Source organism: Streptomyces sp. CA-210063, from assembly GCF_024612015.1.
In the GTDB taxonomy this organism is placed as follows: Bacteria; Actinomycetota; Actinomycetes; order Streptomycetales; family Streptomycetaceae; genus Streptomyces.
Genome location: NZ_CP102512.1, coordinates 2,672,335 through 2,694,815 on the forward strand (window position 1 = coordinate 2,672,335; position 22,481 = coordinate 2,694,815).

20 protein-coding genes are annotated in these 22,481 nt (G+C 71.4%); 11 read left to right on the forward strand and 9 right to left on the reverse strand.

Annotated features, from left to right (window positions below):
• Window positions 1–43 precede the first annotated feature (43 nt).
• The gene (locus tag JIX56_RS11455) at window positions 44–1,459 is read right to left on the reverse strand and encodes a sensor histidine kinase (RefSeq protein WP_257539853.1); all 1,416 of its coding nucleotides are present in this window, start codon (window positions 1,457–1,459) and stop codon (window positions 44–46) included.
• Between the two features lie 9 nt (window positions 1,460–1,468).
• Complete coding sequence (locus JIX56_RS11460; RefSeq protein WP_257539855.1) at window positions 1,469–2,155, reverse strand: response regulator transcription factor; 687 nt, start codon at window positions 2,153–2,155, stop codon at window positions 1,469–1,471.
• A gap of 318 nt (window positions 2,156–2,473) precedes the next feature.
• Between JIX56_RS11460 and JIX56_RS11465 the strand changes: the two genes are divergently transcribed.
• From JIX56_RS11465 to JIX56_RS11490, 7 genes are all read left to right on the forward strand, one after another.
• A complete protein-coding gene (locus JIX56_RS11465; protein ID WP_257539857.1) occupies window positions 2,474–3,250 on the forward strand; it encodes an amino acid ABC transporter ATP-binding protein in 777 nt (258 codons plus the stop codon).
• 83 nt (window positions 3,251–3,333) lie between these two features.
• The gene (locus JIX56_RS11470) at window positions 3,334–4,188 is read left to right on the forward strand and encodes a glutamate ABC transporter substrate-binding protein (RefSeq protein WP_257539858.1); all 855 of its coding nucleotides are present in this window, start codon (window positions 3,334–3,336) and stop codon (window positions 4,186–4,188) included.
• 120 nt (window positions 4,189–4,308) lie between these two features.
• Window positions 4,309–4,986: an amino acid ABC transporter permease gene (locus tag JIX56_RS11475; protein WP_257539860.1), complete on the forward strand. Its 678-nt coding sequence runs from the start codon at window positions 4,309–4,311 to the stop codon at window positions 4,984–4,986.
• A complete protein-coding gene (locus tag JIX56_RS11480) occupies window positions 4,983–5,873 on the forward strand; it encodes an amino acid ABC transporter permease (RefSeq protein ID WP_257539862.1) in 891 nt (296 codons plus the stop codon). Before JIX56_RS11475 ends, JIX56_RS11480 begins: the two co-directional genes overlap by 4 nt.
• Window positions 5,874–6,071: 198 nt before the next feature.
• On the forward strand, window positions 6,072–7,763 hold the full coding sequence (locus JIX56_RS11485; protein WP_257539864.1) for an FAD-dependent monooxygenase: 1,692 nt from the start codon (window positions 6,072–6,074) through the stop codon (window positions 7,761–7,763).
• A gap of 130 nt (window positions 7,764–7,893) precedes the next feature.
• Complete coding sequence (locus JIX56_RS47975) at window positions 7,894–7,941, forward strand: hypothetical protein (protein WP_443032033.1); 48 nt, start codon at window positions 7,894–7,896, stop codon at window positions 7,939–7,941.
• Window positions 7,942–8,021: 80 nt separating this feature from the next.
• Window positions 8,022–8,561 (forward strand): cysteine dioxygenase, encoded by a 540-nt coding sequence (locus JIX56_RS11490; RefSeq protein ID WP_257539866.1) that lies wholly within the window; start codon window positions 8,022–8,024, stop codon window positions 8,559–8,561.
• 93 nt (window positions 8,562–8,654) lie between these two features.
• On the opposite strand, the gene recX is transcribed toward JIX56_RS11490, so the two are convergent.
• From recX to JIX56_RS11510, 4 genes are all read right to left on the reverse strand, one after another.
• A complete protein-coding gene (gene recX / locus JIX56_RS11495) occupies window positions 8,655–9,584 on the reverse strand; it encodes a recombination regulator RecX (protein ID WP_257539868.1) in 930 nt (309 codons plus the stop codon).
• 3 nt (window positions 9,585–9,587) lie between these two features.
• Window positions 9,588–10,715: a recombinase RecA gene (gene recA, locus JIX56_RS11500; RefSeq protein ID WP_257539870.1), complete on the reverse strand. Its 1,128-nt coding sequence runs from the start codon at window positions 10,713–10,715 to the stop codon at window positions 9,588–9,590.
• A 295-nt stretch (window positions 10,716–11,010) separates the two neighbouring features.
• Complete coding sequence (locus JIX56_RS11505) at window positions 11,011–12,438, reverse strand: AI-2E family transporter (RefSeq protein WP_257539871.1); 1,428 nt, start codon at window positions 12,436–12,438, stop codon at window positions 11,011–11,013.
• A 94-nt stretch (window positions 12,439–12,532) separates the two neighbouring features.
• Window positions 12,533–12,727 (reverse strand): DUF3046 domain-containing protein, encoded by a 195-nt coding sequence (locus JIX56_RS11510; RefSeq protein ID WP_257539873.1) that lies wholly within the window; start codon window positions 12,725–12,727, stop codon window positions 12,533–12,535.
• Between the two features lie 79 nt (window positions 12,728–12,806).
• On the opposite strand from JIX56_RS11510, the gene JIX56_RS11515 reads away from it, so the two are divergent.
• From JIX56_RS11515 to JIX56_RS11530, 4 genes are all read left to right on the forward strand, one after another.
• Window positions 12,807–13,751 (forward strand): hypothetical protein, encoded by a 945-nt coding sequence (locus tag JIX56_RS11515; protein WP_257539875.1) that lies wholly within the window; start codon window positions 12,807–12,809, stop codon window positions 13,749–13,751.
• 342 nt (window positions 13,752–14,093) lie between these two features.
• On the forward strand, window positions 14,094–18,950 hold the full coding sequence (locus JIX56_RS11520; RefSeq protein WP_257539877.1) for an ATP-dependent helicase: 4,857 nt from the start codon (window positions 14,094–14,096) through the stop codon (window positions 18,948–18,950).
• 145 nt (window positions 18,951–19,095) lie between these two features.
• Window positions 19,096–19,950, forward strand: a complete 855-nt coding sequence (locus tag JIX56_RS11525; RefSeq protein WP_257539879.1) for an Fpg/Nei family DNA glycosylase — start codon at window positions 19,096–19,098, stop codon at window positions 19,948–19,950.
• Between the two features lie 32 nt (window positions 19,951–19,982).
• Window positions 19,983–20,747, forward strand: coding sequence for an SDR family NAD(P)-dependent oxidoreductase (locus JIX56_RS11530; protein ID WP_257539881.1), 765 nt, complete (start codon window positions 19,983–19,985; stop codon window positions 20,745–20,747).
• On the opposite strand, the gene JIX56_RS11535 is transcribed toward JIX56_RS11530, so the two are convergent.
• From JIX56_RS11535 to JIX56_RS11545, 3 genes are all read right to left on the reverse strand, one after another.
• Complete coding sequence (locus JIX56_RS11535) at window positions 20,695–20,988, reverse strand: hypothetical protein (RefSeq protein WP_257539883.1); 294 nt, start codon at window positions 20,986–20,988, stop codon at window positions 20,695–20,697. The two genes, JIX56_RS11530 and JIX56_RS11535, sit on opposite strands and share 53 nt — an antisense overlap.
• A 251-nt stretch (window positions 20,989–21,239) precedes the next feature.
• Window positions 21,240–21,710 carry a Dps family protein gene (locus tag JIX56_RS11540; protein WP_257550815.1) on the reverse strand — a complete coding sequence of 157 codons (471 nt, stop codon included), beginning with the start codon at window positions 21,708–21,710 and terminating at the stop codon, window positions 21,240–21,242.
• A 312-nt stretch (window positions 21,711–22,022) separates the two neighbouring features.
• The gene (locus tag JIX56_RS11545; RefSeq protein ID WP_037620346.1) at window positions 22,023–22,400 is read right to left on the reverse strand and encodes a helix-turn-helix domain-containing protein; all 378 of its coding nucleotides are present in this window, start codon (window positions 22,398–22,400) and stop codon (window positions 22,023–22,025) included.
• Between the last annotated feature and the right edge of the window lie 81 nt (window positions 22,401–22,481).

Here is a 22,481-nt window from a genome sequence, read left to right on the forward strand (position 1 = left end):
GCCCCCGGCCCGGCGAGGCACCCTGAGCCCTGCAAGGCCCCTCTCAGACCGGCGGACGCGACCTGGGCACCGTCACCGTCACCCGCAGCCCGTGCGGCTTGTGGTGGGCGTACGAGATGGAGCCGCCGCCCGCCGCTATCAGCGCCCGGGAGATGGAGAGCCCGAGGCCCGAGCCCTTGATGTTCTGGTGCGCGGTGCTGCGCCAGAAACGGTCGCCCACCCGTTCCAGCTCCTCGTCGCTGAGGCCGGGGCCACCGTCGGTCACGACGACCGTGGAGACCTCGCCGTCCGCGGCGACCCGCACGTCGACGGTCTCCCCGGCGGGCGTGAACTTCAGCGCGTTGTCGATCACCGCGTCCAGGGCGCTGGACAGGGCGACCGGGTCGGCCCAGGCGGTCGTGGCCGGGCAACTGCCGACCAGTCGTACGCCCTTGTCGTCGGCCAGCGGCGACCAGGACGCGACGCGCTCGGCGGCCAGCTCGCCGACGTCGGTCAGCCGCAGATCGGAATCCGCGTGCTCGGCGAGCGCCAGGTCGAGCAGATCGTCGAGGACCGAGGCGAGGCGCTTGCCCTCGGTCCGGACGGAGGCGATCTCCGCGTTGCCGTCGGGCAGTTCGAGGGCGAGCAGGTCGATGCGCAGCAGCAACGCGGCCAGCGGGTTGCGCAGTTGGTGCGAGGCGTCGGCGACGAAGGCACGCTGCTGCTCCAGGACGTCCTCGACGTTGTCGGCCATCTCGTTGAACGAGCGTGCCAGACGTCTCAGTTCCGGCGGGCCGCTGGCCACCGCGACCCGCGACTTCAGCCGTCCGGAGGCGATGGCGTGGGTCGTGACGTCGAGGACGCGGACGGGCTTGAGGACCCACCCCGTCAGGCGCAGCGCCGCGCCGACGGCGAGGAGCATCGCGGCGGCCTCACCCGCGCCGATGATCAGCCAGCCGCGCAGGATCTTCCAGCGCATCTGATCCGTGGGCGAGTCGGTGACGACGGCGGCGACGACGTCACCGTCGTGGATGACCGGGGACGCGACGACGAGACGGCCGCCGCGCTGCCAGGGCCACACCTGCGCCGGGTCGTGCGGACGGCGCCCCAGCAGCGCTTCATCGAAGGCGGCGAGCCCCTCGCCCTCGACGGGGAACCCCCACTCGTAGGGAGCGTTGGCCATGGGTGCCTGATCGTCCTCGCGGTAGAAGACGCCGGCCTTGATGCCGTACACGCTGTAGTACTGGTCGAGCTCCCGCTGCAGGGTCTCGCGGCGGCCGTCGGTGGTGTCCACCCGCGATCCGCTCGGGCGTTCGGTGACGAACTGGGCGAGGGCCGCGAAGCGTGCCGTGTCGTCGATGCGGTCGACGACCACCTCCTGTTGGCGCGCCGCCGCGAGGCTCACCGCCAGGGGGATGCCGAGTGCCAGCAGCACGGCGGCCATCAGGACGATGAGCAGCGGAAGAAGACGAGTGCGCACGCGGGCACGCTACGGCGTCGGGGCCACCAGCCGGTAGCCGACCCCGCGCACCGTCTCGATCAGGGCGGGCATCCGCAGCTTGGACCGCAGGGACGCGACATGCACTTCGAGGGTGCGCCCGGTCCCTTCCCAGCTGGTCCGCCACACCTCGCTGATGATCTGTTCCCGGCGGAACACCACCCCGGGCCGCTGGGCCAGCAGCGCGAGCAGATCGAACTCCTTGCGGGTCAGCTGGACGACCGAGCCGTCCACGCTGACCTGCCGGGTGGGCAGCTCGATGAGCACGGACCCGAGGCGCAGCCCGCTGTCGCCGGGCGCCGCGGCCTCGTCGGGGGCCCGGCGGCGGGCGACGGCGTGGATCCGGGCCAGCAGCTCCCCGGTGTCGTACGGCTTGACCACGTAGTCGTCGGCGCCGAGGTTCAGGCCGTGGATCCGGGACCGTACGTCGGCGCGGGCCGTCACCATGATCACCGGGGTGTTCGTGCGCTTGCGGATCTTGCCGCAGACCTCGTACCCGTCCTGGTCGGGCAGGCCGAGGTCGAGCAGGACGACCCCGAAGCCGTTCCCCTCCGGGACGAGCGCCTGGAGCGCCTCCTCGCCGCTGCGGGCGTGGGTGACGTCGAAGCCGTGCCGGGCCAGGACCGCGGACAGGGCGGCGGCGACGTGGTTGTCGTCCTCGACGAGGAGCAGCCTCATTCCGGCCCCTTCCGGTGCGGTCGGTCTCGCGTTTCGGTCATGTGTGCGTCCCGGGCGGCACACCTTACGCGGATTCGCCTCTCGGGCACGCGCGCGTGGACCCTTCGCAGTCACGCCGATGAGTAAGGACGCCGTCAAGGCCGTACGGGTTCCGCGCGGGTTCCGTTACGCAGCCGAAACGCCCCGCGAGGCCCCGCTACGGGCAGTGCCCGCCCGGCTACCAGATCGTTATGCTCAAACTTCCCTCAGATGTAATGACGCTGGTCGCCACGGGTCACTACTGTCCTCCGAAACCGAGGAGGACGGAGCCAGAAAGCGATGACCGAAGTTTCGGTGGTCAAGGACGCGGTGCCCGCGGCCGACGACCTGGTCGTCCTGAAGAGCGTCAACAAGCACTTCGGCGCGTTGCACGTACTCCAGGACATCGATCTGACGATCACCAGGGGCGAGGTCGTCGTGGTGATCGGACCTTCCGGGTCCGGAAAGTCCACCCTGTGCCGCACCATCAACCGGCTGGAGTCGATCGACTCCGGCGACATCCTGATCGACGGCAAGCCGCTGCCCGCCGAGGGCAAGGCGCTCGCACGACTGCGGGCCGATGTCGGCATGGTGTTCCAGTCGTTCAATCTCTTCGCGCACAAGACCGTGCTCGAGAACGTGATGCTGGGGCAGCTCAAGGTCCGCAGGGCCGACAAGAAGAAGGCCGAGGAGAAGGCCCGGAGCCTGCTGGACCGGGTCGGCGTGGGCACCCAGGCGGACAAGTACCCCGCGCAGCTCTCGGGCGGTCAGCAGCAGCGTGTCGCGATCGCGCGGGCGCTGGCCATGGACCCCAAGGTCATGCTCTTCGACGAGCCGACCTCGGCCCTGGACCCCGAGATGATCAACGAGGTCCTGGAGGTCATGCAGCAGCTCGCCCGGGACGGCATGACCATGGTCGTGGTCACCCACGAGATGGGCTTCGCCCGTTCGGCCGCCAACCGGGTGGTGTTCATGGCGGACGGCCGCATCGTCGAAGAGGCCGTGCCGGACCAGTTCTTCAGCAACCCCCGCAGCGACCGGGCCAAGGACTTCCTGTCGAAGATCCTGCACCACTGACGGCCCTGCCGAAGCCCCTCACGCCCCACGGCACCCACCACCATGACGGTCCGCATCTCTTCACCAGTCAAAGGATGTTCACGATGAAGCTTCGCAAGGTCTCCGCCGCGGCGGCCACCGCGCTCGTCCTCGCCCTGACGGCCACCGCGTGTGGCGGTGACAACGGCGACGACAACGGGTCGGACACCGGCTCCGGCGGCAGCGGCGGCGACAAGATCAAGATCGGCATCAAGTACGACCAGCCCGGTCTCGGCCTGAAGGAGTCGGACGGCACCTTCTCCGGCTTCGACGTGGACGTGGCGACCTACGTGGCCAAGGAACTCGGTTACGAGCCCAAGCAGATCGAGTTCGTCGAGACCAAGAGCGCCGACCGCGAGAACGCGCTGGCCCGCGGCGACGTCAAGTTCATCGCGGCCACCTACTCGATCAACGACGAGCGCGCGAAGCTGGTCGACTTCGCCGGCCCGTACCTGCTGGCCCACCAGGACCTGCTGGTCAAGGCGGACTCGGACATCGCCGAGGGCACGGACCTCAACGGCAAGATCCTCTGCTCGGTGACCGGTTCCACCTCGGCGGAGAACGTCAAGAAGGACATCGCGCCGAAGGCCCAGTTGAAGGAGTACGGCGGCTACTCCGAGTGCATCGCCGGTCTGCAGAGCGGCGCCGTGGACGCGGTCACCACCGACGACTCGATCCTCGCGGGCTTCGCCTCCCAGGAGAACTACAAGGGTCAGTTCAAGCTCGCGGGCCTGAAGCTCAGCAACGAGAACTACGGCATCGGCGTCAAGAAGGGCGACACCGCGACCCTGGACAAGATCAACGCCGCCCTGGAGAAGATGGTCAGCGACAAGGCCTGGGAGACCGCGGTCAAGGAGAACTTCGGCCCGGCCGAGTACAAGAACGAGCCCGCCCCGAAGATCGGCGACATCGTCAAGTAAGCGGGTATCCGCAACCAGCGCGGTCCTCGCATTCGCGCCGCCGCCCGCCGCAAGGCGCGGTAGAGGCGGCGGCGCGGTGTGCCTGCCACGTACGCCACACACCCGGAAGCGCGGGAGACAGTGTTCGACTTCCTTTCAAACTATGACGACCCAAGCTTTTTGGGTGCGTTCTGGATGACGGTCAAGCTCACCGTCTTCTCAGCCATCGGCTCACTAGTCTGGGGAACCCTGCTGGCCGCCATGCGCGTCAGCCCCGTTCCCCTGATGCGCGGCTTCGGCGCCGTCTATGTGAACGTCGTGCGGAACATTCCGCTGACCGTCATCATCGTCTTCACCTCGCTCGGCCTCGCCGACATCTTCCGGGTGTCGATGGGCGCGGGTGGCGACGTCAAGCTCCAGGCCTTCCGGCTCGCCATTCTCGGTTTCGTGGCCTACACCGCGGCATTCGTCTGCGAGGCACTGCGCTCCGGCATCAACACCGTCCCCGTCGGTCAGGCCGAGGCGGCCCGTGCCATCGGGCTGAGCTTCAGCCAGGTCCTCAGGATCATCGTGCTTCCGCAGGCGTTCCGCGCGGTCATCGGCCCGCTGGCCAACGTACTGATCGCGCTCACGAAGAACACGACCGTGGCCGCCGCGATCGGTGTGGCGGAGGCCGCCTATCTCATGAAGGGCATGATCGAGAAGGAGGCACAGACGCTGCTCATCGGCGGGATCTTCGCCTTCGGGTTCGTGGTTCTGACCCTGCCCACCGGCCTGATCCTCGGTTGGCTGAGCAAGCGACTGGCGGTGAAGCGATGAGTTCCGTTCTCTACGACGCCCCCGGCGCCCGGGCCAAACGGCGCAATGTGATCCTCACGGTGGTCTTCGTCGTTCTGCTGGCCCTCCTTCTGTGGTGGCTCTGGCGGGCGATGGACGGCAAGAACCAGCTGGAGTGGAAGCTCTGGGAGCCGTTCACCACTTCCGAGGCCTGGACGACGTATCTGCTGCCCGGCCTCGCCGACACGCTCATGGCCGCGGCGCTCTCCATGGTGATCGCCCTTCCGCTCGGTGCGCTCTTCGGCATCGCGCGCCTCTCCGACCACCGGTGGGTCCGTATCCCGGCCGGTGCGGTGGTCGAGTTCTTCCGGGCCATCCCCGTCCTGCTGCTGATGCTGTTCGCCAACGAGTTCTACGCCCGCTCGACGGACGTCAGCACCGAGGACCGGCCGCTCTACGCGGTCGTCACCGGCCTCGTGCTCTACAACGCCTCGGTGCTCGCCGAGGTCGTACGCGCCGGCATCCTCGCCCTCCCCAAGGGCCAGACAGAGGCCGCCCAGGCGATCGGCCTGCGCAAGGGCCAGACGATGGGCAGCATCCTGCTGCCGCAGGCCGTCACCGTGATGCTGCCGGCCATCGTCAGCCAGCTCGTGGTCATCGTGAAGGACACCGCACTCGGCGGAGTGATGATCGGGTTCACCGAGCTGCTCAACGGCCGCCAGACGCTGGCCGCGTTCTACGCCAACCCCATCCCGAGCTTCATCGTGGTGGCGATCATCTACATCGTCCTGAACTTCCTCATCACCAGCTTCGCGAGCTGGCTGGAGCAGCGGCTGCGGCGGGGCAAGAAGTCGACCGGGGCGGTGCTCGGCCCTGCGGCGGTCGACGGCACTGCGGCGACCGGCGCGGGTGGCGGCGCCGGCACCTGACAGGTGATCAGGTGACATCCGCCCAGGGTGTCCCCGAATCAGTACCTCGGAGGGCAGTGGCATGATCGCCACTGCCCTCCGTCACTTGACGCAAGCACCGGCAATGGGTTGCATACGTTCTGTGATCGTGCACCCTGCTCCAACTTCCTGTTCACCCACGTCCGCCCGGATGTCACGTCGGGCAGGGAGCGCCGCGCCGTGGACCCGGTGATCATCGTGGGAGCGGGGCCCGTGGGGCTCACGCTCGCCCTGGCTCTGGCGCGCCAGGAGGTGCCGTCCGTGGTCGTGGACGAAGGGCCGGGGAAGGACGAGCAGCGGCTCGCGCGGACGGTCGTCCTGCACGACGACACGGCCGCCCTGCTGGAACGGTTGTCCGGTGTCCCGCTCACGCAGGCCGGCTACCGCTGGGCCGGATGGCGGTCGATGCGGCGCAAGCAGGTGATGCGTCAGGTCAGGTTCGGAAAAACCGACTTCGACGACGAGGCGGTCCCGCCCCGGGAAGGCTCAAGGGGTGCCCGCAACGGCCCCGAGGACATCGTCGAGGGCTCCGCGGACCTCCCCCCGCTCCACATCGCCCAGCACGTCCTGACCGCCGCCCTGCGCGACGCCATCGCCGGTGAACGGCTCGTCAAGGTCGCCGTGGAGAGCCGGCTCGACGCCATCGAGCAGGAGACGTCCGGTGTCACGGCCCACACCCGCGGCCCCAAGAGCACCTGGTGGCGGGGGAGCTACCTGGTGGGCTGCGACGGGCCGCGCTCGACCGTACGCAAGCTCCAGGACATCCGCTTCCCCGGCCGTACGGCGGTGGAGCGGCACGCCGTGGCAGCGCTGCGCGCGGAACTCCCCTGGCCAGGCGAAGCGTTGCTGCACCGGATGCCGCCGTGGCGGACATCGGGCCCGTCCGGCGGCGAGGTCACCGCACGACCGCTCGACGAGGGCGTCTGGCGCCTCGACTGGCTGCTGCCGCCGGGCAAGGACCTGGTCACACCCGAACTCCTCGTGGCCCGCGTCCGCGAGACCCTCGCCGGCTGGACGGGCGGCTCCACACCGCCGTACGACCTGCTGGACACCGGCGTCCACACCGTGCACCACCGGCTCGCCCGACGGTGGCGGGTCGGCCGGGTCTTCCTCGCCGGGGACGCCGCGCATCTGCTCGGCGCGCTCGGCACCCAAGGCCTCGACGAGGGGCTGCGGGACGCCGACAACCTCGCCTGGAAACTGGCCCTGGCCTGGCACCACGGCCCGCACGAGGCACTGCTCGACAGCTACCAGGCGGAGCGGCGCGCGGTCGTCGCCGCCCGGCTGCGCGCCGCCGACCAGGTGCTCCCCCTGCTGCGCAGCGGCAAGGGCCTGCGCTCGTACGTCCCCGGCTCGGCCCGGGGCCATGACGCGCTGCTCGCGGACGGCCACTTGGGGCGTGGGGCCCTGGGTGCGCCGGGGGCGTACGCCGACTCGCCGCTCATGCCTCCGCCCGCCGCCTCCGAGACTCCTGTTGACACACCATGGGGCTCCCAGGTCGTCGATGTGGAGGTGACCGCCGAGGACGGCTCCTTCGTACCCCTGCGGGACCGCCTGGGGCGCGGGGCGCTGCTGGTGGTGCTGGTCGCACCGGGCACCGGCGTGTGGGAGCGCAAGCACTGGATGAGCGCCGGCCTCATGCCCCGCCTCGCCGCCGCCGTCGCCGCCCTTCCGCGCCCTGCCGAACTACTCGTCGCCGAGGCCTACCCAGGTGCGGGCGCCCACACCGTCCTCCTCATCCGCCCCGACGGCCACCTCGTCACCGCCCTGACCGGCGTACGCCCGGCCGAGCTGTACGCGGCGGCGGAGACGACGCTGGGTGGCGCGAAGCAACAGGCCGAGACCACCGGCGCGGCCGCGAGTTCGCACTGAAACGCCGGAATTCTCCGGGCCGACCGTCACTGTGTGTCCACATAGTGACGGTCAGTTGACCGCTCGGCTCTGTCATGGTGTACTCCGGTCCGTGATCGACACCTCTACGCGCCTGTGGCGGAGGGTCCATATGGACCTCGTCCGCTATGCGGGCTGCGTGTGTCGTCCGTCCTACTGAATTCGCCTCCCCCTTCACTTGCGCGCGCCGGCCCTGTTCCACCGCGCGCCCCCACGCGAACGCACCTCAGGACGGTATCCGTGTCTGTGTCTCCCACTGCTCCTTCCATCTCCGCGCCGGCCGTCTCGGGCCCCACTCAGGCGGAACTGCTCGACTTCGCGCGCCGGACGGCCGCCGACGCCGCGCTGATCGCCTCGCTCCCGCTCGACCCCGAGGGCCGCACCTGGGTGCGGCTCGAAGGCCCCGGTGGCAGCGAGGCCTGGCTCATCGGCTGGCCTCCCGGCACCGGGACCGGCTGGCACGACCACGCCGACTCGGTGGGCGCCTTCGTCACCGCCGCGGGCGAACTCAAGGAGTACTCGCTCGCCGCCCGGCTGCCCACCGACGGCTGGAAGACCCTCGAACTCACCGAAGGCGTCGACCGCGAGCGGCAGTTGTCCGCCGGCAAGGGCCGCTCCTTCGGACGCCACCACGTGCACGAGGTGCTCAACGAGTCCGCCGAGGAGCACGCGATCTCCGTCCACGCCTACTACCCGCCCCTGCCCCGCATCCGCCGCTACAGCCGTACGGGACAGGTGCTGCGTCTGGAGCATGTCGAGCGCCCGGAGGACTGGCAGTAAGCGCAGGCCCCGAACAGCCGGAAGGGCTTGGGGCGCAGCAGGGCTCGCGAGTGACGCGCCGCTGAGACAGCGCCGTCCGGCCCGGCCCGACCCTCAGTACCCGGCGTCCTCCAGCCCTTCCGTGTCCTCCCCCTCTTCCTCCAGCGCCTGTCGGACCACCCGAAGTGCCATGCCCTCGGGGTAGCCCTTGCGGGCGAGCATGCCGGCGAGGCGGCGGAGGCGTTTGTCGCGGTCGAGGCCTCGCGTGGAGCGCAGCTTGCGGGCGACGAGCTCTCGTGCGGTGGTCTCCTCCTGCTCGGAGTCGAGCTGGGAGACGGCCTCGTCGATCAGCGCCGAGTCGACGCCCTTGGTGCGCAGCTCCTGGACGAGAGCTCGCCGCGCCAGGCCCCGGCCGTGATGCCGGGACTCCACCCAGGCGTCCGCGAACGCGCCGTCGTTGATCAGCCCGACCTCCTCGAACCGTGACAGCACCTCGTCCGCCACGTCCTCGGGGATCTCGCGTTTGTGCAGGGCGTCCGCGAGTTGCTTGCGGGTGCGCGGGGTCCCGGTGAGCAGGCGCAGGCAGATCGCGCGCGCCCGCTCAGCCGGGTCCCCTGAGGACTCCCCTTTCTCGGCCCTCGACGAGAAAGACGAACCCCCGTCCTGCGGCCCCCCGTCATCAGGGCCGTCCGGGCCGTCGCCCGAGTCTCCGAAGCCACGCCGCCGGCCGCCCCGGCCGCCGCGCCTGCCGCGCGCGTCGCCGCCCGCGCCGCGCGAGACACCGCCGTCGCGCCGACGGGTGCCGACGGCCGAGCCCGCAGCGGAGCGCGAGCCGTCCTCCCGCCGACCGGCAGTGCCGTCACCGTCGTACGGCTCGCCGTCGTGGGACTCACCGTCGCGAGGCCCGTCCGTGCCGTGCGACGGCGGGTCGCCGTACGGTCCGAATCCGTACCCCTCCGCGGCGGCTCCCCCGGTACCCCCGCGCCCCCGGCTCTCGGGGGCACTGGGGTATGCGTACTCGCCCCAGTCCGTTCTGCGTGTCACGGACTAGCTCTTCGCCGCCGCGGCCTTGGTCCTGGGCGCCTTGGCAGCCGCGGCGGGCACCGACTTCGCGGCGTCGTCCGTGGCCGTGGCCGAGACCGCCGCGTCCGTGCCCGGCTCCGCGGTGGGCTCCTCGGGCCGGACGCCGACGCCCAGCTTCTCCTTGATCTTCTTCTCGATCTCGTTGGCGAGGTCGGGGTTGTCCTTCAGGAAGTTGCGGGCGTTCTCCTTGCCCTGGCCGAGTTGGTCGCCCTCGTACGTGTACCAGGCGCCGGCCTTGCGGACGAAGCCGTTCTCCACACCCATGTCGATCAGGCCGCCCTCGCGGCTGATGCCCTGCCCGTAGAGGATGTCGAACTCGGCCTGCTTGAAGGGCGGCGCGACCTTGTTCTTGACGACCTTGACGCGGGTGCGGTTGCCGACCGCGTCGGTGCCGTCCTTCAGTGTCTCGATGCGGCGGATGTCGAGTCGCACCGAGGCGTAGAACTTCAGCGCGCGGCCACCGGTCGTGGTCTCCGGGGAGCCGAACATCACGCCGATCTTCTCGCGGAGCTGGTTGATGAAGATCGCGGTGGTCTTGGACTGGTTGAGCGCGCTGGTGATCTTCCGCAGGGCCTGGCTCATCAGGCGGGCCTGCAGACCCACGTGGCTGTCGCCCATCTCGCCCTCGATCTCCGCGCGCGGGACGAGCGCGGCGACGGAGTCGATGACGATGAGGTCGAGGGCGCCGGAGCGGACCAGCATGTCCACGATCTCGAGAGCCTGCTCGCCGTTGTCCGGCTGGGACAGGATCAGGTTGTCGATGTCGACGCCGAGCTTCTTCGCGTACTCGGGGTCGAGTGCGTGCTCGGCGTCCACGAAAGCCACCTGGCCGCCGGCCTTCTGCGCGTTCGCCACCGCGTGCAGGGTCAGGGTCGTCTTGCCGGAGGACTCCGGGCCGTACACCTCCACCACTCGGCCGCGCGGCAGGCCGCCGACGCCGAGGGCGACGTCGAGTGCGGTCGACCCGGTGGGGATGACCTCGATGGGCTCGTTCGGCCGCTCGCCGAGGCGCATCACGGCGCCCTTGCCGAACTGTCGTTCAATCTGTGCGAGCGCGGCGTCGAGCGCCTTCTCGCGGTCGGTTCCTGCCATGGGTTCCACCCGATTTGCTTGAGTCGATCGCTTCACGTGAAAGACGCTAACGCCTGCCACTGACAATGGGCCCCGATGTCCGCCCGGCCTGTGGATAACTCGGGCACTTCTGTACGAAAACCCTGTCGAACTCCCGCCGAGACCCTCGCCGGAGCCTCCATAAGAATGGATGTTCGATTTTAGTGTCAAGCGCACCACGCGGCCCCGGAGGACTTCCGGAAGGGTGGGTTCACGCGGAGACGGCGGCCGAACCCCGGCGCTCGCCACCGGGTGGAGAGCTACGGCGACAGCGGCCCTACGGAGTGCCGTCCCCAGGCCGTGCGCTGTCGTCGAGGCCGGGCCCGCCCTCGACCTCCGCCTCCCTGGGCGGGGTGTCGTCGCCCCGCCGCGTGTTCGCGGAATCGTCCGTCGACTGCCTCGGGACCCGCTTGTGGTCCAGCTTCTCCTCCAGCCGCTTGCGCACGCGCGTGAGCACGTCGCCGTCGCTCACGTCCTCCTCCCGCGCCTGGTGCGGCCGCTTCCGCAGGCGGGCGAGGAGGTTGCCCGAGCCGCGTCTGCGGTGCCCGTGCACGCGGGGGTCGTCCGTGACGTCGTACCGCTTCACATAGGCCCCGAGGAAGGCCTGCAGGGTGGCGATGGCGGGGATGGCGATGAGCGCGCCGACGGCGCCGAGGATCGCGGTGCCCGCGATGACCGATCCGAACGCGACGGCCGGGTGGATGTCCACGGTCTTGGCGGTCAGCTTGGGCTGCAGCACGTAGTTCTCGAACTGCTGGTAGATGACCACGAAGACGAGGACCCACAGCGCGTACCAGGGGTTGACCGTGAAGGCGATCAGCATCGGCAGGGCACCCGCGAGATAGGTGCCGATGGTGGGGATGAACTGCGAGACCAGACCGACCCAGACCGCGAGCGCGGGCGCGTAGGGCACGTCGAGGTACTCCAGCAGGACGTAGTGCGCCGCGCCGGAGATCAGCGCCATCAGGCCGCGTGAGTACAGATAGCCGCCGGTCTTGTCGACGGCGATCTCCCACGCGCGCAGGACCTCGGCCTGTCTGGCGGGCGGCAGAACGGAGCACAGCGCGCGCCGCAGCCGTGGGCCGTCGGCGGCGAAGTAGAACGAGAACAGCGCGATCGTCAGCAGTTGGAAGAGGCCGCCGAGGACCTGCGCGGAGACGTCGAGGACGCCCGTGGCGCTGTTCTGCACGTACTTCTGCAGCCAGTCGGAGCGGAGCAGCCCCTCCTGGATGTCGACGCGCTTGAGCTCGGTGTGGAAGGTCGTGTTGATCCATCTGATGACGGAGTCGAGGTACGCCGGGAAGTCCTCGACCATCTTGATGATCTGCCCGGCGAGCATCGAGCCGAGCAGGGTGACGAACCCGGCGGCCCCGACCAGCGTGATCACGAAGACCAGGAAGGTGGCGAAGCCCCTGCGCATGCCCTTGGAGGCCATCCAGCTCACTGCGGGCTCGATCGCGAGCGCGAGGAAGAACGCGATGAGGATGTTGATCAGTAGCCCGATGAGCTGGTGGAACGCCCAGCTGCCCAGTTGGAAGACGGCGACGAGGGAGAGCGCCAGCACCATCGCGCGCGGCAGCCAGCGGGGCATGCGGCCGTTCGGCGCGGCACCGGGGCCAGGGCCGGCCGGGGGCCGGGTGGGCGGTGTCGTGCCGAACGGGGATGCCTTGGGCTCGAACTGCGCGGTCTCGTCTGTGGGGGCCACGGAGCAAGTCTCGCCCACGCCACCGACAATCAGTCGCCGCCCCCGGATCTTCCGGTCCAACGACCGGCGGCCGCCTGGTGAAGTCCGTGGCTTTTCAGCGGTTTTCGGCCGGGACACCCATGGTCGCGCACACCACGCGCCACACGTCCTTGGCCTCCCAGCCGGCGTCCAGCGCCTGGTGGACCGTGCGCTCGCCGAGACCGGACATCACGTGATCGCGCGCGAAGGTGTCGGCGTACCCCTCACCGAAGTGATCCGCCATCCGCTGCCAGAAGACCGTCAACCGCATGAGTCCAGTATCCCGCCCCAGGGGGTGGGCCTGGCCGGGACGGCTTGCCGATACCGCTTTCCGCCCTACGGTCGGACCCATGGCCGAAACCGGAGCATCCCCACTCCCCTCGTCGTCCCCGGCGCCCACCCCGCTCGCCCGCGCCGAGCAGTTCGTCTGGCTGACCGCGCGCGTGCTGGAGCAGCGCCGCTTCGCGTACCACTTCCTGGACGGGAGCGCCGACGCGGTGGAGACCGCCCTGTCCGCCTACCGCAACGCCGACGAAGGGTACGGCCACGCGCTCGAACCCGATCTGCGCGGGCCGGTGAGCCAGCCGCTGCACACCGGGCACGCGCTGCGTGTCCTGGACTCGATCGGACGCTGCGGCGGGCAGCGGGTGGAGCGCGTGTGCCGCTATCTGACCTCGGTGTCGACCCCGGACGGCGCCCTTCCGGCCGTGCACCCCAGCCAGCGCGGCTATCCGGCGGCCCCGTTCGTGCCGATCGTCGACGACCCGCCCAGTGATCTGCTGGCCACCGGGCCCGTGGTGGGGCTGCTGCACCGCAACCAGGTGTGGCACGCGTGGCTGTTCCGGGCCACCGACTTCTGCTGGCAGGCGGTCGAGTCGCTGGAGAAAACGCACCCCTACGAGGTCCACGCCGCGGTGGCCTTCCTGGAATCCGTGCCCGACCGTCCGCGCGCCCAGGCGGCCGCCGACCGGCTCGGCCGCCTGGTGCGCGAACACCGGCTCGCCACGCTGGATCCGGAGCGGCCGAACGACTACCCGGTGTCCGCCGGTTACGCACCGGGCGAGCACCACTACCCGCACGACTTCGCCCGCACTCCGGAGTCGCTCGCGCGCGCGTGGTTCACCGACGAGGAGATGTCCCGCTCCCTCGACTTCCTGGCGAACGAGCAGTCGGAGGACGGCGGTTGGCCGATCCGCTGGCGCCAGTGGGCCCCGAGCACCGCCATGGAGAGCCGTCCCATCGTGACGATCGAGGCGCTGCGGACGCTGCGGGCGTACGGGCGGTCGATCGGCTGAGGGCGGTCACGGCTCGGCGAGAACGCCGCCACGCGTGCGTGCCGCCCAGTCCATGCCGCCCAGACCATGCCGCCCAGACCATGCCGCCCAGACCATGCCGCCCAAAGCAGGGTGCCCGCGCCCGTACCGGCAGGAACACCGGCATCAGGGCGGTGAGGCGCTGGACGCACGACCGTTCCAGGGCGCCCTCGGGGACCAGCAGGCCGATCACTAGAGCCCGAGCCCGACGGCACCGCACCGGCACCACAGCCGGAATCGGCGCAGGTCGCCCGTCCTCGCCCCGCCGGGGCGCTGTTTCCGCAGGTCAGAGCCGTTGTCAGTGGGCGGGTGCAGGATGGGGGCATGGTCAGCTCCGCAGATCGAGCCCTCGACGGCTTCTCCCCCGCGACCCGCGGCTGGTTCACGGGGGCCTTCTCCGCGCCCACCGCGGCCCAGGCCGGGGCGTGGCGGGCGATCGGCGAGGGTTCGGACGTGCTGGTGGTCGCCCCGACCGGTTCCGGCAAGACACTGGCCGCCTTCCTCGCCGCGCTGGACCAGCTGACGTCGAGCCCGCCCCCGGCCGACCCGAGGAAGCGCTGCCGGGTGCTGTACGTGTCACCGCTGAAGGCCCTCGCGGTGGACGTGGAGCGGAACCTGCGCAGTCCGCTGACCGGCATCCGCCACGAGTCGGTGCGCCTGGGCCTGCCCGAGCCCGAGGTGAAGGTGGGCATCCGCTCCGGCGACACCCCGCCCGCCGAGCGCCGGGCCCTGTCCACGCGTCCGCCGGACATCCTGATCACCACCCCCGAGTCGCTGTTCCTGATGCTGACGTCGGCCACGCGCGACGCGCTCACGGGCGTGGAGACGGTGATCCTGGACGAGGTGCACGCGGTCGCGGGCACCAAGCGCGGCGCCCACCTGGCGCTCTCCCTGGAGCGGCTGGACGAGCTGCTGCCCAGGCCCGCGCGCCGTATCGGTCTGTCCGCCACGGTGCGTCCCGTCGACGAGGTCGCGCGCTACCTCTCGCCGCGCCGCAGGGTGGAGATCGTCCAGCCGCCGTCCGGCAAGGAGTTCGACCTCTCGGTGGTCGTGCCGGTGGAGGATCTGGGCGAGTTGGGCGGCTCCCCGGTCGCCGACGGCAACGAGGGCGCGGAACGTCCGTCGATCTGGCCGCACGTCGAGGAGCGCATCGCCGACCTCGTCCAGGCCCACCGCTCCACGATCGTGTTCGCCAACTCCCGTCGCCTCGCGGAGCGGCTGTGCAACCGGCTCAACGAGATCGCGTACGAGCGGGCCACCGGTGAGCCCCTGGACGAGCATCACGCCCCGGCCGAGCTGATGGGCGGCTCCGGCGCGGCCCAGGGGGCGCCCCCGGTTCTCGCCCGGGCCCACCACGGGTCGGTCTCCAAGGAGCAGCGCGCCTTGGTCGAGGAGGACCTGAAGGCGGGCCGGCTGCCGGCCGTGGTCGCCACCTCCAGCCTCGAACTGGGCATCGACATGGGCGCGGTGGACCTCGTCGTCCAGGTGGAGTCGCCGCCCTCGGTCGCCTCCGGCCTGCAGCGCGTGGGCCGCGCGGGGCACCAGGTGGGCGCGGTGTCCAGGGGCGTGGTCTTCCCCAAGTACCGCGGCGACCTGGTCCAGTCGGCCGTGGTCACCGAGCGGATGCGCAGCGGCTCCATCGAGTCACTGAGGGTCCCCGGCAACCCCCTGGACGTGCTGGCGCAGCAGGTCGTCGCCATGACCTCGATGGACACCTGGCAGTTCGACGATCTCCTCGCCACCGTCCGCCGCGCCGCCCCGTTCGCCGCACTTCCCGAGTCCGCGTTCACGGCCGTCCTGGACATGCTCGCGGGCCGCTATCCGTCCGACGCGTTCGCGGAGCTGCGCCCGCGCGTGGTGTGGGACCGGGTCGCCGGCACGATCACGGGACGACCGGGCGCCCAGCGCCTCGCGGTCACCTCCGGGGGCACGATCCCCGACCGCGGCCTCTTCGGGGTCTTCCTCGCGGGCGCCGACCCCAAGAAGGGCGGCGGCCGGGTCGGCGAGCTCGACGAGGAGATGGTGTACGAGTCCCGGGTCGGGGACGTCTTCACCCTCGGCACCAGCTCCTGGCGCATCGAGGACATCACGCGCGACCGGGTGCTCGTCTCCCCGGCGCCGGGCGTCCCGGGCCGTCTGCCCTTCTGGAAGGGCGACCAGCTCGGCCGCCCGCTCGAACTGGGCCGTGCGGTCGGCGCGTTCCTGCGCGAGGTGGGCTCCCTGTCCCAGGAGGACGCCCGGCTGCGTCTGGTGACCGCCGGACTCGACGCCTGGGCCGCGGACAATGTGCTCTCCTACCTGGCCGAACAGCGCGAGGCGTGCGGCCACGTCCCCGACGACCGCACGATCGTCGTCGAACGCTTCCGCGACGAGCTGGGCGACTGGCGGGTCGTCGTCCACTCCCCCTTCGGCGCCCAGGTCCACGCCCCCTGGGCCCTCGCCCTCGGCGCGAAGCTCTCCGAGCGCTACGGCATGGACGCTCAGGTCATGCACGCCGACGACGGCATCGTGCTGCGTCTGCCCGACGCCGACCTGATGGGCCTGGACCTGCTCGACATGGAGCCCATGAAGGCGGGCACGGAATACGACGCCGAGCAGGCCCCGCTCGGCGCGGCAGACGTCGCCTTCGACAAGGGCGAGATCGACCAGATCGTCACCGATCAGGTGGGCGGCTCAGCGCTGTTCGCGTCCCGCTTCCGCGAGTGCGCCGCCCGCGCGCTCCTGCTGCCCCGCCGCAACCCCGGCAAGCGCACACCACTGTGGCAGCAGCGCCAGCGCGCGGCCCAACTCCTCCAGGTAGCCAGCGAGTTCGGCTCGTTCCCGATCGTCCTGGAGGCGGTCCGCGAATGCCTCCAGGACGTCTTCGACGTCCCGGGCCTCACCGAGCTGATGGGCGACATCGAGTCCCGCAAGGTCCGCCTCGTCGAGGTCACCACCCCGGAGCCCTCCCCCTTCGCCCGCTCCCTCCTCTTCGGCTACGTCGCCCAGTTCCTGTACGAGGGCGACTCCCCGCTCGCCGAGCGCCGCGCCGCCGCCCTGTCGCTGGACTCCCGGCTGCTCGCGGAGCTGCTGGGCCAGGCGGAGCTGCGGGAGTTGCTCGACGCCGAGGTTCTGGTCGAATTGGAGCGGGAGCTCCAATGGCTCACCGAGGACCGCCGCGTCAAGGACGCCGAAGGCGTCGCCGACCTGCTCCGCCTGCTCGGGCCGCTCACGGACGCCGAGTTGGCCGAGCGTGGCGCCGAGCCGCAGTGGGCGCGGGAGCTGGCCGGGGCCCGCCGCGCCATCCGGGTCCGGGTCGCCGGCACCGACCACTGGGCGGCGATCGAGGACGCGGGCCGCCTGCGCGACGCGCTCGGTACGGCCCTGCCGGTCGGCGTCCCGGAGGCCTTCACCGAGCCGGTCAAGGACCCGCTCGGCGACCTCCTCGCCCGGTACGCCCGCACGCACGGCCCGTTCACCTCGGCCACGGCCGCCGCCCGCTTCGGCCTCGGCGTGGCCGTCACGGACGGGGCACTCCATCGACTGGCGGCGAACGGCCGTGTCGTACAGGGCGAGTTCCACCCGGCGGGCATCGGCCAGGAGTGGTGCGACGCGACCGTGCTGCGCCGTCTGCGCCGCCGTTCCCTGGCAGCCCTGCGGCACGAGCTGGAGCCGGTGCCGCCCGCTGCGCTCGCGCAGTTCCTGCCGCAGTGGCAGCACGTGGGCGGCGGCCACGGGCTGCGCGGCATCGACGGCCTGGTGCGCGCGATCGAGCAGCTGCAGGGCGCTTCGGTCCCCGCCTCCGCCCTGGAGAAGCTGGTCCTGCCCTCCCGGGTCGCCCACTACACCCCCGCGATGCTCGACGAACTCACCGCGGCCGGCGAAGTCGTCTGGGCGGGCGCCGGAGCCCTCCCCGGCAAGGACGGTTGGGTCTCGCTGTACCTGGCGGACACGGCCCCGCTCCTCCTCCCGCCCCCGCACCCCCTGGAACTGACAGCGCTCCACCAGTCGATCCTGGACACCCTCTCCGGGGGCTACGGCCTGTTCTTCCGCCAGATCGCCGACCAGGTCCGCGCGACCACCCACCCGGACGTCACCGATCCCCAACTGGCCGACGCCGTCTGGGACCTGGCCTGGTCGGGCCGACTCACCAACGACACACTCGCCCCCATGCGCTCCCTGCTGGGCTCGGGCCGCACGGCAGGCTCCACCGCCCACCGCGCCAAGCGCACGATCCCGCGCGGCCGGTACGGCTCTCTCACCGCCGCCGCACGCCCCCAGTCCCGTACGGGCCCGCCCACGGTCGCCGGCCGCTGGTCTCTGCTCCCCGCCCACGAGTCAGACCGCACCGTCCGCGCCCACGCCCTGGCCCGCACCCTCCTCGACCGACACGGCGTCGTGACCCGCGGCGCCGTCGCCGCCGAGGGCGTCGAAGGCGGCTTCTCCGCCACCTACCGCGTCCTCTCCGTCTTCGAGGAGAGCGGCCAGGCCCGCCGCGGCTATGTGGTCGAGGGCCTGGGCGCCGCCCAGTTCGCGATGGACGGCGCCGTGGACCGCCTACGAGCAGTGGCCAACGCCCGCGAACGAAACGAGCCCCTGCCAAGCCCCACCCCGAACGGCCACGACTCGACTTCGGCTCCGCCACAGGCTCCCTGGGACGACTTCCCCGACGGCAGCCACGGCGAGCACGACCCGTACGTCGAAGGCGCCCCCTACAGCCAGGGCAGCACATACGACCAGGGCGGTTCCCCCACCCGAACCAGCCCGTACGGCCGAGGCGGCCCTCCGAACCGCGCCCGCCCCACCCCTTCCCCCCGAGCCGTCGTCCTGGCCGCCGCCGACCCCGCGAACGCCTATGGGGCCGCCCTCCCCTGGCCGGATCCGCCCACCGAGGCCGGACACAAACCGGGCCGCAAGGCGGGCTCCCTGGTCGTGCTGGTCGACGGCGAGCTGACGCTCTACATGGAGCGCGGCGGCAAGACCCTGCTGGCCTGGCCCGCCGACCCGGACGGCAGGCCCATGGACGACCCCCGCCTCCGCCCGGCCGCCGAAGCCCTGGCCGCGGCGGCCCGCGCGGGCTCCCTCGGCACGGTCACGGTGGAACGGGTGAACGGCACCTCCGCCCTCACCTCCCCCCACGGCCCCCTCCTGGAAGAAGCGGGCTTCATCGCAACCCCTCGCGGCCTACGCATCCGAGCGTGAGCCATGGGAAACCGGCCCAGCAGAGCCGCGCCGCGTCAGGGGCGCGGTGAACTGCGCGACCAGCCACCCACGACCCGCACCCGCCATCCGACCGAACCCCCCGGCTCTCAGGCGCCCGGCCCCCGACCCATGCCACCCTTGACCCATGCCCGAAGGTGACACCGTCTGGCAAACGGCGAGACGCCTCCACACCGCCCTCGCCGGCAAGGTCCTGTCCCGCTCCGACCTACGCGTACCGAAGTACGCCACGGCAGACCTCACCGGCCGCACCGTCCTGGACGTAACACCCCGCGGCAAGCACCTCCTCACGCGCATCGAAGGCGGCCTGACCCTCCACTCCCACCTGCGCATGGACGGTTCCTGGAAGGTGTACCGCAGCGGCGAGCGCTGGAGCGGCGGCCCCGCGCACCAGATCCGCGCGATCCTCGGCACCGTCGACCGCACGGCCGTCGGCTACCGCCTCCCCGTGCTGGAGCTGCTCCGCACCACCGACGAACACCGAGCCGTCGGCCACCTCGGCCCCGACCTGCTCGGCCCGGACTGGGACCCCGACCAGGCCCTCGCCAACCTCCTGAGCGACCCCGCCCGCCCCCTCGGCGAGGCCCTCCTGGACCAGCGCAACCTCGCCGGTATCGGCAATGTCTACAAGAGCGAGCTCTGCTTCCTGCTCCGGGTCACCCCCTGGCTCCCCGTCGGCGCCCTTCCCGAGGACAGCGCCGCCCGGCTGCCCGCCCTCGCCAAGAAGCTCCTCGAAGCCAACCGCGACCGCCCGATCCGCAGCACGACGGGCCACCGCCACCACGACCTCTTCGTGTACGGCCGAGCCCCCCGCCCCTGCCTGCGCTGCCACACCTCCATCCGCGCGGCCGACCAGGGCGACGGCTCCCGTGAACGCCCCACCTACTGGTGCCCCACCTGCCAGACGGGCCCCACCCCCGCACCGGGCGCACCCCGAGCAGCCCGCCCGAACCCCCGCTCTCCACGCCGCACAGTCAATTGACGGACCGTCAGAAACACTCGTACCGTCGACTCATGCCCATCCCGGCGTACGACCTCACGGGCCGCACCGCGTTCGTCACCGGCGCCGGCAGCGGTATCGGCCGCGCGTCGGCCGTGCTGCTCGCCGAGGCGGGCGCCACCGTCCACTGCGCGGACCGCGACGCACAGGGCCTGCACGAGACGGCGACCCTCATCAAGGCCAGGAGCGGCACCGCACACACCCACCACCTCGACGTCACCGACCGCGCCCAGCTCGCGCAGGCGGTGGCTGCCTGCGAGCAGCTCCATGTGATGGCGGCGATCGCCGGGGTCATGCACAGCAGCCCGGTGCTGGAGACGCGGGACGAGGACCTCGACCGGGTGTGGAACGTCAACTTCAAGGGCGTGCTCCACGCCTGCCGGGAAGCGGCCCACCGGATGATCGCCGCCGGCACGCGGGGCAGCATCGTCACCATGGCCTCCGGCGCCGTCGACACCGGCGGTCCGGGGCTGCTCTGCTACGGCGTGACCAAGGCTGCGGTGGTCCAGCTGACGAAGACCCTGGCGACCGAGGTCGGCCCGCACGGTATCCGCGTCAACGCGGTGGCGCCGGGCTGGATCCGTACACCCATGACCGACCGCCACGACAGCGAGGCACAGGCGCGGACGGAGTCCTTCATGGCCCGGCTGTCACCGCTGGGCCGGGTCGGTGAGCCCGACGACATCGCGCATGCCGTGCTGCACCTCGCCTCCGACGCGTCGGCGTTCACCACGGGCCAGATCCTCCGCCCGAACGGCGGGGTGGCCATGCCTTGGTGACCGCGGCCCCCACCGCGCTCCCCCGCACCGGCCCACCCCCCGCGCCCCCTGACGCGCCCCCCGACCGCCCGAGTGCCCGCCCCTTCGGCACGCAGTGCACAGGCAGGAGACTCAGCCCCCACCCACCGGCCGCGACCGCCCCCTCCACCGCGCCGGCATCCGGCACCAGCGCGAGTCGCAGCACACCCCACCACCACAGCGCACCGAGTCCCAGAGCCGCCCCCCAGCGAACTATTCGCATGGCCGCCACCTCCAGGCCTCCGGGCCCCCAGAACGACGCTAGACGGCTCTCGTCACGGCCGGAGAGGGCGCACCACCGGCACAGGGACGCACGGCCCCCTCACGAGGACCGCGTCCACGGGGCACCCGGTGCGCCCCGCAGCCACACACCGCCCTCCCCACGCCCCCGCCGCACCCACCGGTCAAGGGAGGCCGACAACCGCGCGGGCATCCACACGCGGCCGCCGCGGCCTACCCGTTCTCCGCGCGGCACTACCCGTTCTCCGCTTGGAACATCCAGTGGTGCTTCTCAAGATCCGCCGTGATCCCGATGAAGATGTCCTGGCTCACCGGATCCGCCGCCGCGGTGCTCTCCACCCGCGTCCGCATCCGGGTGATCACCGCGCCGAGCGCGTCCACCAGGGTCCCCACCGCGTCCGCGTCCTTGACCCAGCCGTCGGGGACCTTGCCGATACCGCTGCTCGCGGCCACCGTCCCGGCCCGCCCGTCCGGCGAGACACCGAGGGTGGAAGCGCGTTCGGCGACCGTGTCGGAGTGCAGCCGGGCGGAGTCGACGACCTCGTCCAGTTGAAGGTGCACGGAACGGAAGCGCGGCCCGACCACGTTCCAGTGGATCTGCTTGGCCACGAGGGAGAGGTCGACGAGATCGACCAGGGCACCTTGCAACGCCTCGGAGACGGTCTTGAGATCGGCCTCGGACAGCGGGCTCTTCACCACGTACATCAGCACGCTCCGGTTTCTTGAGACGACCGTACGACCCTGTGCGCCCGTACGACCCCGTGCGCCCGTACAACCCTGCGCGGCCGTACGAACGAATCGCACGCATGCCCCCGGCCCGCCCCTCCACCATGACCGCACACCACCACCCCGGCAAACGGGAGCCCCCCCCCAGCACCCGAGCCGACACACACCTCCGCCCCCGGGCAACACAAAAGCCCCGGCCGGCACCCCCAGGTCTCCCTGGAGGCCCCGCCCGGGGCTCCCGCTTCGCTTCTACTTCATCGGCGCACGCCGAACCTCACGCACATGCGGCCGTCACGCCGCGACGACGTCCACCGCTTCGGCGGGCGCCTTGATCGTGACCCGTTCCGGCGGCACACCGGTCACCGAGACGGAGTTGAGCATGGGTCGACGCACTGGTGCTGGCACCGGCTCGGTGGCCGCTGCGGACTGGGCCAGCTCGGCAAGGGCGAGCTCGTCGCTCACTTCCCGCATGAGCTCGGACATCCGTACGTCCAGCGCGTCGCAAATGGCGGAGAGCAGCTCGGAGGAAGCCTCCTTCTGCCCCCGCTCCACCTCGGAGAGATAGCCGAGTGAGACTCGGGCGGACGAGGAGACTTCGCGCAGAGTACGGCCCTGACGCTGGCGCTGCCGACGCAGCACGTCACCCAGCAGGCGACGGAGCAGAATCATCGGTGGCTCCCTCCTCGGACCGCGTAGCCGCATCCTTCACGCCCCACCGTACCGCCTTGCGCTGCGGCCGTGCGGGGAGCG